The 21,444-nt window shown below is 61.1% G+C and carries 18 protein-coding genes; 16 read left to right on the top strand and 2 right to left on the bottom strand.

Features of this window, described 5'->3' with window-relative positions; translation table 11 throughout:
• Positions 1–83 precede the first annotated feature (83 nt).
• The gene (locus ACYCFC_RS01305; RefSeq protein ID WP_459652906.1) at positions 84–3,038 is read right to left on the bottom strand and encodes a sensor histidine kinase; all 2,955 of its coding nucleotides are present in this window, start codon (positions 3,036–3,038) and stop codon (positions 84–86) included.
• Positions 3,022–3,198, bottom strand: coding sequence for a hypothetical protein (locus tag ACYCFC_RS01310; RefSeq protein ID WP_003095129.1), 177 nt, complete (start codon positions 3,196–3,198; stop codon positions 3,022–3,024). The genes ACYCFC_RS01305 and ACYCFC_RS01310 overlap by 17 nt, the downstream gene beginning before the upstream one ends.
• Positions 3,199–3,413: 215 nt before the next feature.
• Between ACYCFC_RS01310 and ACYCFC_RS01315 the strand changes: the two genes are divergently transcribed.
• The 16 genes from ACYCFC_RS01315 (at position 3,414) to ACYCFC_RS01390 (ending at position 21,435) form a co-directional block, all read left to right on the top strand.
• Positions 3,414–5,336 (top strand): sensor histidine kinase, encoded by a 1,923-nt coding sequence (locus ACYCFC_RS01315; protein ID WP_459652907.1) that lies wholly within the window; start codon positions 3,414–3,416, stop codon positions 5,334–5,336.
• The gene (locus ACYCFC_RS01320; RefSeq protein WP_459652908.1) at positions 5,336–6,079 is read left to right on the top strand and encodes a response regulator transcription factor; all 744 of its coding nucleotides are present in this window, start codon (positions 5,336–5,338) and stop codon (positions 6,077–6,079) included. Before ACYCFC_RS01315 ends, ACYCFC_RS01320 begins: the two co-directional genes overlap by 1 nt.
• Before the next feature lie 306 nt (positions 6,080–6,385).
• Positions 6,386–7,177 carry a type II secretion system protein gene (locus ACYCFC_RS01325; protein WP_181086052.1) on the top strand — a complete coding sequence of 264 codons (792 nt, stop codon included), beginning with the start codon at positions 6,386–6,388 and terminating at the stop codon, positions 7,175–7,177.
• A 38-nt stretch (positions 7,178–7,215) separates the two neighbouring features.
• The gene (locus ACYCFC_RS01330; protein ID WP_459652909.1) at positions 7,216–8,022 is read left to right on the top strand and encodes a prepilin-type N-terminal cleavage/methylation domain-containing protein; all 807 of its coding nucleotides are present in this window, start codon (positions 7,216–7,218) and stop codon (positions 8,020–8,022) included.
• Positions 8,022–8,516 carry a hypothetical protein gene (locus ACYCFC_RS01335; RefSeq protein ID WP_459652910.1) on the top strand — a complete coding sequence of 165 codons (495 nt, stop codon included), beginning with the start codon at positions 8,022–8,024 and terminating at the stop codon, positions 8,514–8,516. The genes ACYCFC_RS01330 and ACYCFC_RS01335 overlap by 1 nt, the downstream gene beginning before the upstream one ends.
• Positions 8,513–9,772, top strand: coding sequence for a hypothetical protein (locus tag ACYCFC_RS01340; protein ID WP_459652911.1), 1,260 nt, complete (start codon positions 8,513–8,515; stop codon positions 9,770–9,772). The genes ACYCFC_RS01335 and ACYCFC_RS01340 overlap by 4 nt, the downstream gene beginning before the upstream one ends.
• Complete coding sequence (locus ACYCFC_RS01345) at positions 9,769–10,290, top strand: general secretion pathway protein GspB (protein WP_459652912.1); 522 nt, start codon at positions 9,769–9,771, stop codon at positions 10,288–10,290. The genes ACYCFC_RS01340 and ACYCFC_RS01345 overlap by 4 nt, the downstream gene beginning before the upstream one ends.
• Entirely contained in the window at positions 10,287–10,955 is a 669-nt protein-coding gene (locus tag ACYCFC_RS01350; protein WP_459652913.1) for a hypothetical protein, read from the top strand. The genes ACYCFC_RS01345 and ACYCFC_RS01350 overlap by 4 nt, the downstream gene beginning before the upstream one ends.
• The gene (locus ACYCFC_RS01355) at positions 10,952–11,731 is read left to right on the top strand and encodes a type II secretion system protein (protein WP_181086066.1); all 780 of its coding nucleotides are present in this window, start codon (positions 10,952–10,954) and stop codon (positions 11,729–11,731) included. The genes ACYCFC_RS01350 and ACYCFC_RS01355 overlap by 4 nt, the downstream gene beginning before the upstream one ends.
• A 55-nt stretch (positions 11,732–11,786) precedes the next feature.
• Positions 11,787–13,493 carry a hypothetical protein gene (locus ACYCFC_RS01360; RefSeq protein ID WP_459652914.1) on the top strand — a complete coding sequence of 569 codons (1,707 nt, stop codon included), beginning with the start codon at positions 11,787–11,789 and terminating at the stop codon, positions 13,491–13,493.
• An 11-nt stretch (positions 13,494–13,504) separates the two neighbouring features.
• Entirely contained in the window at positions 13,505–14,353 is an 849-nt protein-coding gene (locus ACYCFC_RS01365; protein WP_459652915.1) for a tetratricopeptide repeat protein, read from the top strand.
• Positions 14,350–15,804, top strand: a complete 1,455-nt coding sequence (locus tag ACYCFC_RS01370; RefSeq protein WP_459652916.1) for an AAA family ATPase — start codon at positions 14,350–14,352, stop codon at positions 15,802–15,804. The genes ACYCFC_RS01365 and ACYCFC_RS01370 overlap by 4 nt, the downstream gene beginning before the upstream one ends.
• Positions 15,801–17,057, top strand: coding sequence for a type II secretion system F family protein (locus tag ACYCFC_RS01375; protein ID WP_459652917.1), 1,257 nt, complete (start codon positions 15,801–15,803; stop codon positions 17,055–17,057). Before ACYCFC_RS01370 ends, ACYCFC_RS01375 begins: the two co-directional genes overlap by 4 nt.
• 12 nt (positions 17,058–17,069) lie before the next feature.
• Positions 17,070–19,127, top strand: coding sequence for a prepilin-type N-terminal cleavage/methylation domain-containing protein (locus ACYCFC_RS01380; RefSeq protein ID WP_459652918.1), 2,058 nt, complete (start codon positions 17,070–17,072; stop codon positions 19,125–19,127).
• On the top strand, positions 19,124–20,266 hold the full coding sequence (locus tag ACYCFC_RS01385; protein ID WP_459652919.1) for a type II secretion system protein: 1,143 nt from the start codon (positions 19,124–19,126) through the stop codon (positions 20,264–20,266). Before ACYCFC_RS01380 ends, ACYCFC_RS01385 begins: the two co-directional genes overlap by 4 nt.
• Complete coding sequence (locus tag ACYCFC_RS01390; protein ID WP_459652920.1) at positions 20,263–21,435, top strand: prepilin-type N-terminal cleavage/methylation domain-containing protein; 1,173 nt, start codon at positions 20,263–20,265, stop codon at positions 21,433–21,435. The genes ACYCFC_RS01385 and ACYCFC_RS01390 overlap by 4 nt, the downstream gene beginning before the upstream one ends.
• The last annotated feature ends 9 nt before the right edge of the window (positions 21,436–21,444 follow it).

Here is a 21,444-nt window from a genome sequence, read left to right on the forward strand (position 1 = left end):
TACGGCCCGTCGTTATGCGGCGGCCTGCTATGGCTCGTCGCTGCGTGACGGCCTGCTATGGGCAGATTTCTGTGATCGCCTCTTCAACTTGCAGCGTTTGTTGCTTCGCTAAACCTGGGTAACGTAATCCGGAAACGGGTGCCGCGTTGGGTTACAGGGTCAGTCGGGCTGTCGATATTGATCTGGCCATAATGCTCTTCCACGATCGAATAGACCAGCGCAAGGCCCAGGCCAGTCCCCTCGCCAGGGTCCTTGGTGGTGTAGAACGGTTCGAACAACCGGTCCTGAACCGACTTGGGAATGCCGCTGCCTTCGTCCTCGACGAGCAGATACACGGTCTGCTCGGAGACTTCGCTATGGATGCGGATGACGCCGCCCGGTTGCGAGGCATCGCGTGCGTTGGCAAGCAGGTTGATCAGCACCTGGGCCAGGCGCTGGGGATCGCCTTCGGCCAGATGCTGCGGGTCGCAGAGGTTGAAATACTGCACTTCGGTGGTGTTGCGGTTGAGCGACAGCAGACCGATGGCGTCCTGGGTGATCTCGGCGAGGGACACCGGATACAGGCTGTGCTGGCGCCCGCCGGCATGGGCGAAGCTCATCAGCGACTGGACGATGCGCGAAACCCGCTTGGTCTGTTCGATGATCTGGTTGCTGACTTCGGTGATTTCGCCATCGTTCTCACGTTCTTCGCGCAGGTTCTGCGCCAGACAGGCGATGCCGGTGATGGGATTGCCGATCTCATGGGCGACGCCGGCGGCGAGGCGACCAATGCTGGCCAGGCGCTCGGAATGCACCAATCGATCTTCCAGCACCTGAGTCTCGGTGAGGTCCTCGATCAACAGGACCAGCCCGCTGTTGCCCGGCGCCAGGGGTTCGTCGATGGCGGCCTTGTGCAGGTTCAGCCAGCGGGTGTCGCCGTCCAGCGAGAGGCGCTGCTTGTGCAGGTGCTCGTCGGGCTGCCGGATGAAGTCCACCAGCAGGCTGCGCCAGGGCTCGCTGCAGGTGGTCAGGCGCGAGCCGACCACCTGCAGCGCGGGAATCCCGGTCAGCTCTTCCAGGGCGCGGTTCCACATCAGCACTTCCTGATCCTTGGCCAGCGAGCAGACGCCCATGGGCAGGTCCTGCAGGGTCTGCCGGTGGTAGCGGCGCAGGGCATCGAGCTCTGCCGCCAGGCCGGTCAGGCGCGAGTGGTATTCCTCCAGGCGATTCTCGATGAAGTGGATATCTTCGGTGACATAGCCCTCGGCGCCGTCCTTGTAGGGCAGGAAGTTCTCGACGATATCCTGCGCTACGCTCGGCCCCATCAGGCCGGACAGGTTCGCCTCGATGCGGTCGCGCAGGCGGCGCAGGGCGTAGGGGCGGTGCTCGTCGAAGGGCAGTTGCAGGTCGCGCAGCGCCTGTTCCACCTCGCGCTGCGCGGTTTTTCCGCCCAGCGGCTTGGCCAGTTGCACGGCGAACTCCTGCGGCGAAGTGGCCGACAGTTCGCGGCGCTGCGGGCGGCGGATGTTCTCCACGGCGCAGGCCTCGGCGGCGCTCTGCTCCTCCGGGCTGGTCTCGGTGAACAGCGAGAACAGCGAGAAGGCCAGCACGTTGACCGCCAGCGAGGCGATTGCCGCCAGGTGCCAGCTGGTGTCGTCGAGCACATAGACGAGGTTGAGCAACGGTATATAGAAGCCGTTCAGGTTGCCCACCAGCGGCAGCAGCATGGTGACCACCCAGACGCTGATCCCCGCCAGCAGGCCGACGATGTAGCCACGCCGATTGGCGGTGGGCCAGTAGAGGACCGACAGCACGCCCGGCAGGAATTGCAGGGTTGCGACGAAGGCGACGATGCCGAGGTTGGACAGGTCCTGCTCGGCACCCAGCAGCAGGTAGAAACCATAGCCGGCCATGATGATGGTCAGGATCAGGCTGCGGCGGGTCCATTTCAGCCAGCGATAGATGTTGCCTTCGGTGGGCGGCTGGTAGAGCGGCAGCACCAGATGGTTGAGGGCCATGCCCGACAGCGCCAGGGTGCAGACGATGATCAGCCCGCTGGAAGCCGACAGGCCGCCGACGAACGCCAGCAGTGTCAGGACTTCGCTTTGCGCCGTGATGCCCAGGCCCAGGGTGAAGTATTCGGGGTTGGTGCTCACGCCCAGCTTGAGCCCGGCCCAGAGAATCAGCGGCACCGCCAGGCTCATCAGCAGCAGGTACAGCGGCAATCCCCAGCTGGCGCTGACCAGCGCGCGCGGGTTGAGGTTCTCGGTGAAGGTCATGTGGTACATGTGCGGCATGACGATGGCCGAGGCGAAGAACACCAGCAACAGCGTGCGCCAGGGGCCTTCCTGCAATGGCGTGTGCAGCGCCTGGAGGGCGGACTGGTTCTGCAGCAGCCAGATTTCCAGCTGGTGCGGGCCGCCGAACACCACATAGAGCGCATACAGGCCGATGGCGCCGAAGGTCAGCAGCTTGACCAGCGACTCGAAGGCAATCGCGAAGACCAGTCCCTCATGTTTCTCGCGGGTGGCGATATGCCGGGCGCCGAAGAGAATGGTGAAGAGCATGATCATCACGCAATAGCCCAGCGCCACCCGCTCCTGCAACGGCTCAAGGGTCAGGATGCCGATGGCGTCGGCGACCGCCTGGATCTGCAGTGCCAGCAACGGCAGCATGCCGACCAGCATGACGATGGTCGTCAGCGCACCGGCCCAGGTGCTGCGAAAGCGAAAGGCGAACAGGTCCGCCAGGGACGCCAACTGATACGTGCGGGTGACGCGCAGGATCGGATAGAGCAGCACCGGCGCCAACAGGAAGGCGCCGCAGACGCCCAGATAGGTCGCGAGAAATCCGTAACCGTATTGATAGGCCAGGCCGACGGTGCCGTAGAAGGCCCAGGCGCTGGCATAGACGCCGAGCGACAGGGTGTAGGTCAGCGGATGGCGAATGATCCAGCGCGGAATCAGCCCGCGCTCGCTGACCCAGGCCACCCCGAACAGCAGCAGCAGGTAGGCGACGCTGATCAGGATCAGGTGGCTGAGGCTAAAGCTCGTCGGCATCGCGCTGGCTCTGGAGAATGAAGGTCACCACGATCAGGATCAGCCACAACAGGTAAGGCCGGTACCAGGCGCCGTTGGGATCGATCCACCAGTCCATGATCGCTGGTGAGAACAGATAGATCCCCACCACCAGGAGCAGCACCAGTCGGTAGATGTACATGCCGGGTCTCGTGTCGGAAGTAGGGCGATGGTAGAGCAGCGGGAAGCGGCAGGCCATAAAAAGCAGCTGACACGCTCCACCTGCGAGTGTGTTGCTAGTTGGGCTGTATCCGTACCGAGCCGCCTTCTCGCGGTGCGCCCGTAATGTGCGAAACTTTGCGACTGATCTCGGAGGGCCGCTGCCCTGAATTTGCAATGAGCTTGAGGATTTGTGTAGTGAAGGCCATTGTGATTCCGTTTCTGTTCGCAGCCCTCTTGCTGTGCGCCCTGCCAACTCAGGCAGCACCACTGAAACTCGGTAGCGACCTTCCGTATACCGTTCACGAAGATGTCTCCGGCGAGCTGACGCGAGACGAGGTCCTGCCGATTTTACAGGCTGGCTCGGAGGTGGACCGACTGGGCGCTTTTTCCAGAGGCTATACGCGCTCTGCCTACTGGCTTCGCTTCGAGTTGCCAGCGACCGCATCCGCTGCGGGTGAGCGCTGGATGCAGGTGCGTCCGAACTTCCTCGACGATGTTCGAATTTTCTATCGTCCGCTCGCAGCTAACGGCACCTGGCAAGAGCGCCGTGCCGGCGATACCCAGCGCGGGGTAATAGGCGACGTGGACGATCGCTTTGCGTTATTCGTCATACCGGAGAGCGAGGTGGGTTACGAGGTGGTGCTGAGGGTCGTTAGCAGTAGCGCGATGCTGCTGCAGCTGGTGGTTTGGGTCCCCACCGAGTTCACCCCGCAGGCGATGCGGGCAACCGGTCTCTGGAGTGCCTATTTCGGTTTGGCAGCCCTGTCCAGCCTGATGGCGCTGGCTCTGGCTATTGTGCTCAAGAAGCGGCTGCTCTGGTCGGTCACGGCGATGTCTGTATCCTATGGGTTGGTGGCCTGCATTCAAGGGTACGTAGCGTGGGTAGTGCCGGATATTGGCCGGCTGTTGCAGCATTACCTTACTGGCAGCCTGACGCTGCTTTCTTATGCCGCCGTGCTGTGGATGGCGGTCGAAGCGCTGGGATTGCGTAGACGCCTGCCTTGGGTGTACCGGCTGGTGCTTGGGAGCAGCGGCCTGATCGTGCTGTTGCTGTTGAGTATTCCGCTGGGCTTATACGGTGAGGCTGTCCGTGTTCTGGCTGTGTTGTACCTGCCGGCGGGCTCTCTGTGTATCGGTACGGGGCTCTACCTATGGATGAGTGACCGACCTTCGTTTGCCGTTCTGCTACTGGGTGCCAGCCCGTTGTTCTGCATTGCCGTCAGCCTGTTCGGCCTGTTCTCGGTATTCGGATGGTTGCCATTCCGCGAAGAGATCTATGTGATCTGGCAGATCGCCTTGGTGATAAACATGCTGCTCATTACCGCGATTGCCGTCTTCCAAGTTCGAGATAGACGCCTGCAGAAGGTTGAGAAGACTCAATTGGCCCGCGAGCTCCGCGTGGAGCGCGAAGCGAGGTTTCACCAGCGCCAATTCATGGGCATGGTCGCTCATGAGTTCCGGACCCCGCTGGCGGTGATTTCCGCCAGCCTGGAGAACTTGCGATTGTTGCCAGCCTCGCATGAGCAGGCACTGCGCTACAACCGGATCGGGCGTGCCAGCGAGCGACTTGTGCAACTGACTGACAACTGCCTGGCCGATGCCCGCTTGGATGCCGGCGAGCTGTTCATCGCCCGTAAGATGACCTGCCTGGTCGAGCTGCTCGCCTCGGCGGCATCGCTGGTTCGGCTCTCCGATCACCATTGCTGGAAATTGATGATGGAGGGTGAGGTCGTGTCGGATGTGCCGGCTATCAAGGCAATGGCGAATGTGGATCCAGCCCTGATGCGCATCGCGCTATCGAACGTCATCGACAATGCAGTGAAATACTCTTCAGGAGGCACCATCCTTATTGAGCTTGCTCGTGACGGCAACGGTTGGTCGATTGCCGTAACCGACTCCGGAAAAGGGATCGATGAGTCGCTGATGGGTATCATCTTTGAGCGTTACCGGCAGGCCAATGACTTGGACCAGCCTGAACAGGGCGTAGGGCTCGGCTTGTATGTCAGCAGGCAGATCCTCAGGGCGCACAGCGGCGACCTGCGCCTTGCCAGGAATACGACCTCGGGTTGCCGTTTCGCTTTCACTTTCCCTGACTATCGTGAGCTCTGTCCCGCCTGATGAATCTGCCCCGTCTGCGACTCGCTCTCATCGAGGATAACGAAGATCTACGTGATGAACTGCTGTTCTTCCTGCGTCATCGGGGGTATAGCGCCTGGGGGGTCGCCAGTGCCGAGGCGTTCTGGAAAGAGCTGCACCGCAACCCCGTGGATATCGTTCTGGTTGATTTGGGATTGCCCGGCGAGGATGGCTTCAGTGTCGTGCAATACCTGCACAGCATGGGCAGCTACGGAGTGATTATCCTTACCGCGCGTGGCGGGGAACAGGAGCGGCTGCGGGGGCTTAACCTGGGTGCTGATCTGTTTCTGGTCAAACCGGTCAACCTCGCGCGGCTCGGTACTGCGCTACACACATTGGGGCTGCGTCTGCACGGCGGGGAGGGCGGACAGCAATCAGACCGGATCAGGCTCGATGATCCGCGCGGGCAATGGCAGCTTGACGTCGAGGGCGTCTGCCTGATGGGGCCCTCGGATAAACGTCTCGCGCTGTCGCCTCAGGAGTTCGAACTGCTCAAAATCCTGGTGCACTCGGCTAACCAGGTCTTCAGCAAGGAAGCTCTGCATGATCTATTGTTCGAGTACGCCGACGCGACGGAGCTTCACCGGGTCGATGTCATCCTCAGTCGTCTGCGCAGCAAGGCAAGGGCTCAAGGTATGAGCCTTCCGATTCGTTCGATATTCGGCAAGGGCATCGTGTTCACCGGGGCCGTACAAAAGACCTCTGACACACCAGCGTCGCGCTAGCGACAATCCTTTGCATGGGGCGGCGGCGACCGACCGTCATCCTCCTAGCCTGCTTTTCCAACCCGATCATCAGCGCATGCCGGTGGGAGGGCGCCTGCCTGTCAACTTTCCAAGGGATGCTCTATTCCGGGCATGCCGCCGTGCGCCTGCCGCTGAGAGGTATGAGAGATTCGAGACTGACATGGCTCACAAACGCCATGTCAAAGTGCAAACGCGACTTGGACAAGTCCTGCGGCGATTAGTTCCGCTCCAGTGATTTCAAGTTTGCCGGTCCGACACCCATATCACTCATCGATGGAAAAAAACATGCGTTCATTCAAACATGTTTCGCCCCGCCGCCAGCAGGGCTTCACCCTGGTGGAGATCTCGCTCGTCCTGGTTGTGATCGGGCTGATCCTTGGTGCGGTCTCGATCGGCAAGGACATCCAGCGAAACGCTGAGTACACCAAGATCAAGCAGAAGTTTGTCGACCAGTGGGCCAGTGCCTACAACGGCCTCTATCTGCGGACCGGCGCTGTGGTCGGCGACAGCCAGATCCAGCCGCGACTGATGGTCAATGGCAATACCTATGCCGTTGTCGCTGACCTGGTTTCCGGACAGGACATGACCAGCGTGACGCCGCCAGATGCGATTTGCCAGGGTGGCAAGGCACCGGGTATGAGTCGCGAAGCGGAGCTGATCCTGCATCGCGAGATGGATCGTCACGGGATTCGCATGCCGCCGGGCCGTGCCGAAGGCTTTGAGGACCGTTACGCCTACCTGGACACCAACGGCAACCCCCAGGAGCTGCAGGTGTGCTTTCAGTGGAACAACCCAGGGAACCCCGCCAGCTCCGGCAACGTCATGGTGATTTCCGGACTGACACCTGACCTGGCACGTGCACTCGATCAAATGATCGATGGCAAGGCGGATTCCCGCGAGGGCCTTTTCCGCAAATATGACATCGCCAACGACTCTGACGGCGAACCCGGCGTGGAGTGGGCTGCGAACAATACGCAGGCCTATGGGATCACCACGGGGTCTGCGCTCGATACCGACCAGAATCTGGATGAAGACCAAGTCATCACGGTCGTCGCCACCTACAAGATGAATCAGTGAGTCGGGAGATGGCGATGAGGCCGGCAGAGTTAAGGTCGATGAGCGCTCGACAGGGTGGCTACACCTTGATGGAGATTGTCTTGGTGATGGCCGTAATCGGCCTGATCATGGGCGGTCTGAGTATTGGTCGCGAAGTCCTTCGCGAGGCTGAATACAACCGTATCCAGAGCAAGTTTCTACTGCCCTGGAAGCAAAACTACGATCTTTACTATCAGCGCACCGGTGTGGCCATAGGAGACAGTCAGGTGGCACCAACCCTGATGGTCAATGGCTATGAAACCGTATTCGATCACATCAGCGGTGGGGTTGCCGGTGTTCCGGCCAATTACCGTAACACCGGTCGTAGGCTATGCCATGGCGCTGGTTACCCGGCCAATTCAGTAGGGGCCGGTGATCCTCCGCTGTCAAGCCTCGATTTGCACGAGCTGTTTGATCGCGTTGGTATCCGCATGCCTGCGGGGCGCGCAGAGGGAGCGGAGGATCGCTATGCCTACAAGGACAATAACGGCAATCCGGTCGAGCTGCAGATCTGCTTTCAGTGGAATCCTGAAGGCACCATCAGTGGTGCCGGTAACGTCATGGTCATCCGCGGGCTGACTCCAGACCTGGCGCGCAAGCTCGACCAGATGGTCGATGGCAAGGCCGATGCTCATGAGGGCCGCTTCCGGCAGCAGAACGCCAACGCCAACGTGCTTCAGCCTAGTCGCCAGATTCCTGGGTATGAGTGGGACGCCAATAACACCTACAGCAGCGGTGACTCACATCCCAGCGCCTACGGGCGGGGCACTTCGAGCGAACAGGATCGTGTGGTGCTGGTCACGGCGCATTGGGTCATGGATCAGTGATGGACGCCTGGAACCAATTTGCTGGGGGGCGTGCAGGCATGGTGCTGATTTTGCTCTGCACTCTTGCACTGCCCTATCTGGCCAAAACCGCATTCAGTTACAAGGCGGCGGCGGGAGTGGCCGAGCGGCAGCTGGCGGATAATCGGTTACAGCTTGGACAGCAGGAAAGCGCGCAGCGGCAGTTGGTACGTTGGCAGGATGTGCGTAGCCAATGGGATGCCTTGGCCGGGCACGCTGATGCACTCGGCTGGCGTACGAGTCTGTGGAACGTGCGCTCGATAGACGTGGACAGCAAACGATTTTCGCGACGCGAGGCAGATACGCTTATCAGCAGCCTGGAATCCAACCGCGACGGCTTCATGCTGGCGAAGGCGTTCTCGATGAAGCTGATGAGCAATTACGGCTCGCTGTTCATTGCTTCGCCGGTCGAGGATCAGGCGGGTGTAATTCAGCTATCGCTCTCGGGTGACTATTACTCGCGGAGAGCGCAATGAGCCAGATGCAGTGGCTGCTGGATCTTAAAGGCAAGGTATGGCTGGCAAATCCCGAAACAACCGGGGAGGTGGAAAGCCTGGACGCGCTGCGCGGACCAGCCATTGTCATCAGCGACTATCATGGCGCCCCGTTTGGCGTGGAGTCCCTTCCTGCCCATCACCACAACCTTGCGCCCCTACTGGACAAGCGACTGCGCGATGAGGGTGATATTGACGGCCTGGCGCGAGTCATCATCCATGCGCGTGAGCGGCAGGGTGATCTGGCGCGGGTATGTTACACGGCTGTCCCGTTAGCCGTTTCCATGCGCTATCGGCGCTGGGTCGGTCAGTACGATGACCATCTGCTGTTCGTTTCGCTTCTCGAAGCGCTGCTCATCCTGGCGCGACGGCTGGAACTTGATAACGGCGTGCTGGCGTTCGTCAGTGACGACAGCGTCGATGTGCTGGTGCTACAGGATGGCTTGGCTCTGCATGCAAGTCGGCAGCGCCTGTATGGCAGTGACAGCGGCGATCAGACACGCATAGCGGCTTTTATCGCCGCTCAGCAGAGCCTGTTTGCCGATCGCGAAGGGAAAATGGATTGCCTGCTGCTAGAGCGTAGTGCTGGCGAAGGACAATCACTAATCGAGGCTCTGGCGTCCAGTGGCCTCGATAACGTCAGAGCTGTGGTGTCGGCGGCCCGTCTGTTCGAGCATCTGCGCGTCAAGCATTCAGACCTCGACGGCACCAGCCGGACGTTGTATCTCGCTAACCGGGCGTTGCCATGGGTAGCGGCTGGAATGCTCGCCCTGTGCCTGTCCAGTGTTGTTGGCGGCCTGTACTGGAAACAGGAGGCGCATACGCTGCGGGCCTCCCTGAGCGACGTGCAGGTACAAAGCGTCCATGCAACCGTCGCGGAAATGGAAGGTGCCTTGCGCGGCGTCGAGAGCCTGGCCCTGCCCCAGCGGGAACGTGCCGATTTCGTACACCTTGCCGAACGAGTTCGCACCACACCTGACCCGGCCAACCTCATCCGTCATCTGCGACAAACCATTCCAGCCGGTATCGAGCTGACTGAGGTGGGCATCGTTTCGGACGAGGCGAGTGTGCTGATCATTGTTGCGGGACGCAGTGCTAGCGTTGCCGCGCCCTTCGCCGCCGAAGAGCGGTTCGTCAAGGCACTGAATGGCCTCGGTTACGAGGTGGTTCGGCGTGAAATTACCAGTGGCCTCGGCAATAGCCTGTTCCGTCTGGCGCTGACCTGGAGTGAAACATGAAAAGGAAATACCTCGCAGCGGGCCTGCTCGTGGGCGCTGCGGTCTCCTGCGCACTCGCTTACCAACTCGCCAGCGCCCAGGAGCGACAGGTGCAGCAATGGCGACCCAGTCAGGATATGCAACTGCAAGGCCTTGATGCCCGGCTGGGTGAGAAGGTGCGGGAGTTTCTCGAGTTGAACGAACTGCTGAGCAGACAGCTGGAGACTGGGCAGTTAACGCGCGATGGGCAGCGGGACATGCCCTTGCTGACAGGCCTTGAGGCTGCGCCGAAGCCGATCAGGACCGAAAATGCCAAAAAAGTTGCTCGTCCGTCCAGGCCGGTACCCTGGTGGAGTCGCTACAAGCTGAGCATGGTGGTGGCTTCGGACGGCTCTCGCTCTGCCGTGATCAATGGCCGTTATGTACGCGTTGGCGATGCACTGGCTCCGGGGGTGGTTGTGCAGCGAATTGCACCAGGCCAGGTCACTCTGGCGCGCGCCGGCGAAACCGCGCGGCTGGCCATCGGAGCGGCAAAGTGAAACTGCAGCGACCGCTGGCCTGGGGCCTTTCGGCGTTTGTCGTGTTGGCGGCGGGGTTCTGGTGGGCCGGGCAAAGTCCGGCACCGGTCAGCCCGGCTTCCCACGTCCCGGCGGGCGTGAGGCCAGAGGTCTCCTCATCTGCAACGGCGGCACGCACGACGGACATAGACGGTCTGTGGAAACGCTACGAGGCGTTGAGCCAGGCGCCTTCTTCGCCCTATGCGGGCGACATCGACAGTCAGTCAGCCCCGAATAATTCGACGGAGCCGGCGGTATCCGAGTCTATGCGCGAGCGCCAGGTGGCGCGCGAACGTATCAAGCAGCGCCGCGAGGCGATGCTTGCCGCACGTGATGATGCGCTGAAGCAGATACAGAAGCTGAAGCCAGGTAACGTCAATGGGCTTGTCGATGTGCTTCAGAGCTTCAACCGGCGCTTGAAGGAAAACGGCATTGAGGAGCAGATCGATCTCAAGGGTATTCGCCAGCAGCTGCTCGCGAGTCAGAAGCTGGCCGAGGTAAACCAGGCCCTGCTGGACGAGGCGCTGAAGGGTGCGAAAGCCAATCCTCAGCGTCTGCAAGCGCTCAGTCGCGAGTTGAGCCAGCTACAAAAGGACATTACCGGCAGTTTCTCCGGGCGCTCCGGTGATGGGGCCGAATCGCCATGACCGACCGTGCATTTCCCCACCGGCAGCAGGGCTTCAGCCTGCTGGAGCTGGCGCTGGTGATAGTGGTCATGGGCGGCGTGCTACTGGTCGCCATGCATTACCGTGCCCAGACGCTGAGCCAGGACGATGCAATTGCCAAGGGCTACCACGATCAGATTGCCGCTGCGCTCTATCGCTATGCCGAGCGTCACTACCGGCTGCCGTGTGCCGATACCAGTGGTAACGGGCTTGAGGGCGGCAGCGACGGTATTTGCACGCCTGGGATGATTACTCACATGGTCGGCGGAGTGCCCTTTCTGACGCTCGGCATGAACGAGGCGCAAGGCTTCAGTGAGGCGGTCCGGCAGCGTTACATCTACGGCGTCTTTCGCGATACCACGCCTGATACGGATCTGGCCACGCTGGCCGAGCGAACCGGCGATGCGCCTGGCACAAGCGGCTATCTCAGCCTCGATGATCTGCGTTTTGCCTTACGCAGCCTGGGCACCCGGGCATTCGATGCCGCTCGCATCCATGTCACCGGTGATGAGCAGCAGGCGGGAGCAGCTGATTGCGGAGCCAACCCTGTAGCCAACCTGGCGTTCTTCGTTGCCTACGCCGGAGCGCGTGACGCCGATGGCGATGGAAATTCATTCGATGGCGTTAACAAAAATTTCAACTGGCCATCGGGCGGTGGGCTTTGCGTCTCCGGCCCGCTAACTGGGCAAGGCAAGCAGTATGACGATGCCACCATCGCGGTGGGCTTTGCCGAGCTGCTCGGCTACCTGACTCAGTAATTCGAAAAAAACCAACACATTGAAAATGAAATCAGGCGCACCAGGAGCAGCCTTCATGAAACTCGACTCACGCATTGTTCTTCGCTCCAAGCAGGGCCTCTGGCTAGGCGCTTTGCTAGCGACATCGTTAGCTGGCTGCACAGTTGGTCCGTCCAAGGTGGATGCCAAGAAGGTTCAGGCGGTCGACGATCGCTCGCAGCAGTTGTTGCAGGACCGTCTGGTAGACGAGTCGGAAAAACTGCGCACCCTGCAGGACGAGCTAAGCCGGAAGCTGGAGCAGAAGCGGGCAATCGTGCTGGAGCCGGTGGCGCCTCGCTTCAACCCGCTCGATGCCGTGAACGTTACGCTACAGGCTAACGATGTTGATGTGCGGAACCTGCTCCAGGCCATTGCCGATCAGGCAGGCCTGAACCTGGTATTGCCGGCGTCGTTGTCTAGCCAGCCGCGTACTCTGTCGCTATCGCTCAAATCGGTGCCAGCCAGCCAGGCCTTCGAGGAAATTACCAAGGCGCTGGACCTCTCCGGCGAGGTTCGCGACAACATGCTGGTGGTTCGTGCGTTTGAAGAGCGAGTCTTCGACCTGGACTTTCTGCTCACCATGAGTACAGCCGACTTTAATGCGGGTGGAGACGTATTCGGTGCGAGCAGCACCGGGGGCGATGGCATGTCAGTTGCCAACGCCGGTTCCGGTAGCAGCGGCCTGCGCAGCAGCTTTTCCGTATCCGGGCGGAACACCAATGATGTGAATCCGTACGAGCAGATCGATCGCATGCTGGTATCCCTGATTGGTGGGCAGCGCAGCGAGGACAGCGTTTTCGGGCAGGAATCCGACAGCCAGATGCCAACCTATATGCTCAACCGCTCCACCGGTACGCTGTTCGTACGTGCACGACCGTCTCAGCTGGCTGCGGTCGGGCGTCTCGTTGAACACTACAAATCGGTGTTGAACCGGCAGGTGCTGATCGAGGCGCAAATCCTTGATGTCGAACTCAACGACCGGTTCAGCTACGGCGTTGACTGGAACTTTCTACGCAACCAGGTGGCCTTGTCATACTCCGCCAATCCCATGACCCTGGGCGCTATCAACTCGGTTGTTCCTGATGCGGCAAATGCCGGACGTAGCGTGCTGATACCAGCCACTGTGCTGGGCAATGCGGGTACGCCATCGCTGGGCCTCGCTCAGTCGGGTAGCAACCACAACATCGGGCTCGACCTGATGAAGACGTTCGGCACCATCCACATTCTGTCCAACCCGTCGATCCGGGTACGGAACACGCAGCCAGCGGTGGTCAGTGTCGGCAGCAACATGCGCTACATCGCTCAGTCCAGCTCCAATACGCAGAGCGGCGGTGGTGGCCTGCTGGCAACAACCGCCAGTGTGATTACCTCCAACGTTTTTGACGGGGTCATGCTGGGGGTGATTCCGTTCGTGTCGGAAGACGGCTCGATTCACCTCACCATCAACCCGATGCAGACGTCCGTGCAGGAAGCCTCCATGGCGCTGGTTGATGTCGGTAGCACACAGAACCCGCTGAAGATCTCTCTGCCCCGCGTGGATTTCAAAGGAATGACCACCTCGCTGTCGCTTAACGACGGTGACATGGTCATCATCGGTGGTCTGATCGGCGAGAACGGTAGCCGCTCCAAGAATGGCATTCCAGGTATCACCGATATACCGCTGTTCGGCGAGATGCTGGGTGGCCTGGCGGAGTCGACCAACGCCCGCGAGCTGGTGCTCGTACTTCGCGTCAAGATCCTTTAAGTCCACTTATCATGAGCATGGTCTTCGACGCCTTGCGTCAACAGGGTACGCAGACGACGCAGGAGCCTACTGCGCTCGGCAGCGTAATTACCCCTGGCGGCTGGCGCTTGCAGTGGGGAATCGCCTGGGTATTGCTATGTCTGGCGGTCCTCCTGCTGGCGGTTTACCTGGGGCTTGACGACAAGCGCGTGGTACCGCTTGCACCGCCTGCCGAGGTCGCAGTGCCGGAGGCGGAGGCGGAGCAAGCGGACCTCGTTACCCTCTCACCTGTACCGTTGCACGTTTCCCGGTTGCCCGGCGATGCCCTGGCTCGGCTCGCCGAGTCGGCGCAGGCCTCGACCGCCGTCAGGGTCAAGCCGCCAGCGACATTGCCTGCGCGTAGTGCTCCGGTGGTGGTAGCGGCGCCCGCAGCTGTGGCTCGGATGCCTGTCGGACAGGCCGAAACGGTCCTGCCAGAGCCTGCGCCACCGCCGGTTATGGTCGAGGTATCACCTCCAGCTGTCGATCCAGCGGTTCTCTTCGCAGCGTTCCACGCGGAACTGGCCGCTGAACGGCTACCGCAGGCCGAAGCGGTCATCGAGCGTGCTCGGCGGACGCTCGGCGATTCTCATCTGATGGTCTCTCGCATGCAGGGCTATTACTGCATGCGTGCCGACTGCCCCGAGCGAGCTCGTCAGGCATACAGAGCGATCCTCTCCCGTCTGCCGCGCGACCATGAGGCAGGCTACAATCTTGCCGTTCTGGATTGGCAGGGTGGCCAGCACACCGAGGCGCGCAAACGGGTCCGTACGTTGTTGGCTCAGCATCCTGGAGATGAAGCCCTGCGGGCATTGCAGCGGCTGATGGGGGCGAGCCGATGAGCGCAGGCTTCCCACTGTCGGCTTACCTGCAGAACCTTGGGTTCGTGCGCAATCCATTTCCGGTTACACCGGATGAGCATGGCATCTTCTTTTCTTCAAGACTGGCAGAGCAGTTTACCGAGTTGCTGCACTTTATTGAGCAGCGCAAGGGATTCATGCTGGTTACCGGTGACGTAGGTGTTGGCAAGAGTACGCTTTCACGTGCGCTGCTCACTCGCCTGGCAGAGCAGGGCGCGTGTACCGCATTGATCTTCAATACCTTTCTTCAGGGCCCGGATCTGTTACGGGCAATCAACCGAGACTTCGGCATCGTGGCCGAAGGTGACAGTCTCGAGGCCTTGCTGCAGGCCCTCAATACCTGGTTGTTGCGACAGCATGAGCAGGGTCGCAACTGCGTATTGATACTGGACGACGCACAGGGTCTGGATGTGTCCAGTCTTGAACTGGTTCGCCAATTGAGCAATCTGGAAGCCAGCCAGGCCAAGTTGCTGCAAATCGTCATGGTGGCCCAGCCGGAAATTCGCCGCACACTGGACCGCCACGACATGCGCCAGTTAGCCAGCCGTATTGCGCTGCGCCTCGAACTGTTTCCCCTCACGCTGAGCGAGTTGGATGTATACCTGCATCACCGGCTTCGATGGGCGGGCTGTCCGGCTGCGCTGACCCTCGATCGCCGTGCCTTGCGGCGTCTGCATCGTTACAGCCTCGGCTATATCCGCCGCGTACACATCCTGCTCGACCGCTGCCTTTATGGTTTGGCGATAAACGGTTCCAGCCGGGTGAACGCATCGTTGGTTGATACCGCGGCGCGTGAGTTGAGTCTGACACCGCCATCGCGACGACTGGCTTACGGCTCTGTGCTTGTCGGTGCGCTGGCTGGCGCAGGCGTTATTGCGGCTGCTGTGACGTTCAGGCCGGGGCCCGCCGTGACGCTACCTGTGCCGGCTGCAGAGACACCGCCGCCCTTGGCTGCTGCGACTCCTCAAGCGTCTGTTCCGGCACTTGATGCTACCTGGCAGGCGTTCACCGCAGCGCACGCCCCGTTGCCGGTAGACGGGGCATCCCCCACGCGCTGGGACGAAGTCATCGAATGGCTGCCAGCGCGCAGCGACGTCCAGTCCTGGGTGCCGGTGCTGCTGCCCCGAGAGTGGCAGCGGGGTTGTGATGACCGACCCCTTTATCGCCTCGATGACGGTCAGTTGGCACTGTTTCGCTCAGCGCTTCCGGTCGCACCCCAGCCCTTTGGGGGCCGGGGCGAAATGCTCGTTGCGCTGCAGCAGGTGCTTGTCGCGCAAGGATTCCTGACCCCCGAGGCGGTCGATGGCGTGATGGGACCGCACACCGCAGCTGCCCTGGCCCAGTTTCAAAGGCAGAGTGGCCTGCTGGCGAGCGGACAGCCGGATGCGGATACAGCGTATCTACTGGGCTGCCTCGGCGGAGGTGGCGTATGAGCGAAGTGTCCTTGCGCTACGTGTACTATCGCGTGCTCACCGAGCAGGGCCGCGTACGTATTGGGTTGTCGAAACTGCCGGTTACCGACTTCAGCAATGCCCACCCGCTGGTAGAGCGGCGCGAGCAGGCAGTGGTGCTGAGGCTTTATGTTTTGCCGATGCTGCTTGTGCCGTTGTTCGACGGCCTGGCGCTGTTCCTGCGCCGCAGCATTCCCCTGACGCTGCTGGCGGAATTCCTGCACAGCCTGGGCCTGATGTTGCGCAGCGGGCTGCCGGTGGACATGGCGCTGAAGGACCTGCGCGAAGATGCCACACATCCGGCACTCAAGGCCTTGACTGCGGACTTGCTCAACGGCGTAAGGGCTGGCAACAGCCTTTCGTCACGGCTGTCGTTCTATCCTCACCAGGTTCCGGCGACAGTGCGTCACCTCGTCGATATCGGCGAGCGTTCCGGCAATCTGGACCGCGTTCTGATGGATGCCTCCGAGCACCTTGGGCGCATCACGGCGCTGCGCCAGGACGTTTCCCGTGCGCTGATCTATCCGTTTTTCGTCGTGGCAACCATCGTCGTTGCCGCGTTGTTCTGGGTGTATTACGTACTGCCTGATCTGGCCGACATGTTCCGCCAGATGGGTGCCCATCTCCCCCCTCTGACCCAGAGCGTGATGAGCGGCGTGTACTGGATGCGCGAGCTGCTTGCTGCCTACGGCTACTGGATATTGGCTGCCGTGTTGCTGGTGCCGGTGATACTGAGCCGCAGCCAGCGGGTGCGGGCGGGGTTCTACTGGCTGGCGTACCGCCTGCCGATCAGCCGCACGCTGGTGCGCACCTCCGCCATGGCCTTCATCAGCGAGTACCTGGCGCTGCTGGTGGCGGCCGGCATCAATCTGCTGGACGGCCTGGCCATCCTGGAGGCCGCGATCCGCAATGAGGTGTATCGAAATGCGATCCGCCAGGCGCGTGAGGGTGTGCAGCGGGGCAACACACTGTCACGGGAGCTGGAGCGCAGCGGGGTGTTTTCGCCGCTGATGATCCGCCTGATCAACGTGGGCGAGCAGAGCGGCAATCTGGACGGTCAGCTGCGCACCCTGGCCGACGAGTATCGCCGGCGGCTCAACCATCTGGTGGCAACCCTGGCCGAGGTCATCAAGCCCGCCGTGCTGCTGCTGGCTGGCGCGCTGTTCATCTTCGTCGTGGTGGTGTTTCTGCTGCCGGTATACGAACTCATTGCGCAAAGCACTCAGCTTCGCTGAACAGGACTCGTCATGCCGCACAGCACTCTTGCTCAAACACGTCACTGCCGAGGTTTTTCCCTGCTGGAGCTGGCCGCCGTGCTGGCGTTGCTGTCGGGGTTGGTCTTTGCACTGTTATACAAGACCTCTGACGTCAGCATTCAGACGGCACTGCAAAGTACGGATTCGGCACTGAAGGCAGCCGATGAGCAATTGCGTCAGTTCGCCGCCTGGAACGGGCGCCTGCCCTGTCCGGATACCGATGGTGATGGCCTTGAGAACTGTGATGGCAGTACGCAGAAGGGCGACCTGCCGTATCGCACCCTGAAGCTGGCGGCCATCGGCTATGAAGTGGGTGAGCAGGGGGGGCGTGCGCTGCGCTACGGGGTCTATCGCAACGCGGCGGCGGAAGCCGACCTGGCGGTCAAGGACGAACGCTTCAAACCGACCAATGCCGACGGAACTGCCTACGAGCTCGGCAATGAAAACAGCCTGGACCTTTGTACTGCTCTGGCGAGCGCCTCGAAACGTACGCAAAACAATGCCTACCTGCACATCGCCTACACCAACGGTGACCGCGCGGGGATGGCGTACATGCTGGCCAGCCCCGGAGTGGCCGACGCAGACAGCGATGGCGATCGCTACGACGGCCTCAATAGCACGAGCGCAACAGGATTCAATGCTCCACAAACGCCAGTGTCCACGACCTACGACGACACCACCTGGGGGCGTGGCCTGACCGAGCTGCATGAACTGCTGCATTGCCAGGTGAGTCAGCGCTCGTTGAATCTGGCGGCCAATGCCATCGCGCTGGAGGAGGAGAACATCGCCTTCGCCCAATCCAACAAGGACAGCGCCGATGAGGGCGTGTTCATGAATGCCGTGGGCAGCGCCCTGACTGCCTGGTCCATGGCGCAGGCGGTAGCCGAGCTGAGCGGCGCGATGGAAGTGCAAAGCATCTCGGCCGGGCTGCTTGCCACGGCCACCGCCACCTGTGCGATACCGCCCTTTGCCGGTTGCGCGCTGGTGCCGGTTTACACCGCAGCCGTATCCGCTGCCGGCACTGGCGTGGGCCTGGCCGGCACGGCCGTTGGGCTGTCGGGAACGGCACTGGGGCTGCAGATCACGTCCACGGTGTTTTATTCGGATATTGCAAAAAAGGCCGGAGTGCCGGAAACCGCCAGTGGCGGCTCGGGCATTACGCCGGAGAGGGTCGATAGTGCGTTCATCGCCTCTGATCAATCACAGCTTAGCGCCCAAGCTGCTCAAGACGCCTATATGGCGGCGTTAGCCGCGTATATTGCTGGCCCGCAGGCCGAGGCGCAAAACAGCCGCGACGCCCTGGAAACTGAAATCGGCAATTTGTCCGGCGGCCAAAGAGATAAGGCGCTCGATGACCTTTACGGCTTCCCTCGACCGGCGGATCTTGATCCAGAGAACCCGCCGGACGAATCCAGCATCATCCTGGGGGTTGAGCCCTCCATCGATGCCTGGTTTGAGAGCGAAGCCATAGCGAAACAGATGGCTGGGGCACAAGGCTTTGAACTAGTCGATGGCGACGGTAAGCCCATCAGGGACGAAGACGGTAATCCAGTCGATCTCGGCGCCAGTGCGGGTGCGGCCAAGGAAACGGCTGAACAACGTATCGCCGCGGTTCGCCAGAGCTTGGTCAGTGCTGGCTGTGGCGGCTCCACGCCTTGCCCATTGGCTACCGCGTACGATACGCATGTCGAACGCTACAAGGCCGCGCGCGAAGCCTGGAATGAGGTCGATAAGCTGCGCGTTGCGGCTGAGACCGCCGCCAAGAAGGCCAAAGGGGACAGGGACGCATACGGCGCGCTTAATTGCGCCTTCAATTTCAATATGGACTATGACGCCAGCACCAGTAGCTGCAAGGCCGGCGCGCCGGGGAGCGGCGCCCTGAATGACGGTATCAAAGCCCTCTGTGATCCTTCCAGCGAGGCATACGATGCAGTGTCCTGTGCCGCGGTGAAAGCCAACCCTGACTCGACGAATCCCGACCCGCTGACGATCTTCAGTGGCATGGATGATCTGGTGCGAACGCTGGACAGCAAAGGAACCGTGCAATGAACAGGTCGCAGCAATCCGGTTTCAGCCTGCTGGAAATGGCCCTGACCCTTGCGGTGCTGGGATTTCTGTTCGCGATGGTACCGATGATCCTGAGCGTGCTGGGCGGCGCACAAAGCGCTTCTCCTTCACTTGATCGGAAGAAACTTGCAGTCAACTCGGCGGTTGGCTTTATCGTCCAGCATGACCGCCTGCCGTGTCCGGATGCCAATGGCGACGGTAACGAGGACTGCAATGGCGCCCGCAGCGGGCGTTTTCCCTGGCGCACGGCAGGCCTCGGCCAGCCGCTGGTCAACGACCGCGGGTTCCCTTTCCAGTACGCGGTTTACCAGCATGCCAACGCCAACCTGGTTACGCTGCAGAGCAGCTACCAGCCGTCGCTGCTCAATGGCGGGCCTTCGTTGCAGAGAAACGCATTGGATTTCTGCCAAGGCCTCAGGTTGGGTGTGTCCGGTGGGCAGCAGCAGGGTGAAGCCAGCGTGCAGGCGCATATTGGGAGTGCGGGGGTGAATCCGGCCTTTCTGCTCGTGGACCCTGGCCCGCTTGACGCCGACCGCGACGGCAGACCATTCGACGGTATAAACGCCAAAGGATTGGTGTTCGAATCGGGCGGGCGCAGCCAGAGTGATGACTACGACGATCAGGTAATGGCGATGAGTTTCGCCGAGCTGGCCACCCGGCTCGGTTGCCCGAGCATTTTGGCGCGCGTCAGCGCGGCTACCCGTGATGCCAATGCGGCCTACGATGCCCAGCGCGCTTTCAAGTTCTATCTGGACTTTCGCAAATTTGGTGTGGAGGTCCGTGAAACCAACCTGGATATCGCTGAGCTCAAGCGAACCATCGCTTTGTTCAACTCGGCTGCGAGCATAGCGATGGGGCTCAATGATCTCGCCACTGGGCTCAGCAGTGCCTCAGGCGCTATCGCCGTTGGGGTGGCTGCAATCAATGCGGCAGCGGCAATTTACGCCATACAGGACGAGCTCAGCAGCACCGCAGAAGACGTCTCCGATAAAAAGGATCAGCTAGCAACCGCCAAGCAACAGCATGAGGCTGCGAAGGTCGCTCATTCCGACGCCTTGGCCTACCAGCAACAGGCGATCGCCACGGCGCTGAATCGCGATGCAAGGGGGTGGTTCCAATGAGCGCGCGATGCAGGCAGCAGGGTATGACGCTGATCGAGCTTTCCGTGGTGCTGGTCGTGTTGGGCCTGATGACGGCCGTGCTGCTTTCGCTGCTGCCCTCGCTGACTCGCCTGGCCAGTGTGGAATCAGCCATCGATGACGTAAGCGGCACACAGAACGCGATAGCCGGCTTTGCACTGGCGACCGGTCGGCTGCCCTGTGCCGATATCGATCAGGACGGTAAAGAGGATTGTCCTGCGGTAGCCGGCGGTTTTCCCTACCTGACGGTGGGGCTCGGTGAGCCGCTGCGAAATGCCTATGGGTATGACTATCGGTATGCCGTCTATGTGCGCAGCGACGGCGCGCCGATGAACGATGCCAATCTTGTCAGCGCGATCGACCGCTGGCAGCCCACCTTGGTGTCTGGTTTGCCACCGGCCTTAGCACTGGAGGCGTTTGACAGCAGCACACCGCTGGATCTTTGTCGTGCGCTCGGCGTGGCACAAACCAGCGCTGCCGATAACCAGTATCTGTACCTGGAGCATTCAGGCGCACATGAAGCAGTGGCCTATGTGCTGGCTGACCCTGGGCAGGCAGATCGTGACGGTAATGGCTCGCTGTTCGACGGGCTGAATGCTGCCGGGCTGGGCTTCGAGCACCCGGTGCGTAACAGCAGCCGGGAGTATGACGACCGTGTCAGTGCCGTGCGCTTCAACCAGTTATGGGAACAGCTGGGCTGTTCGGCACTGCTCGCAACCGCCGGTCATGCGCACCCTAATGTGCTGTCCACGCTGGCGATGTTCCGCCAGACCATTCGCGACTATAAAACGCAGCTTGAACTGGTCGAAGAGATGGCGTTTGCCGACAACTTCCAGACGGGCGCATCCATTGCCTCGGCTACAGCGTCGGTCGCGGCTGCTGCTGCCTCCGCGCCGACTGCGACGGCTTCGGCCATCAACACTATGGGAGCCACAGCTGCTGCCGTTGGCGCCTCGTTTGGCGCAATTACAGGCAACGCTGCGCTGGTGGCTACGGCAACGGCCGCCCAGGTAACGGCCATCAAGAACCTGAATAAGGTTCGTGATCAGTTGAAGGAGCTCGATCTTCTGATCAAAGAACTGGACGAGTTACATGACGGCGTCCGCATCAATGTTGTCCGCGCCGATAACGACGCGCTTTCGGCCCAGTAATTAGAGATT

The sequence above is a fragment of the Stutzerimonas sp. NM35 genome (assembly GCF_054604355.1).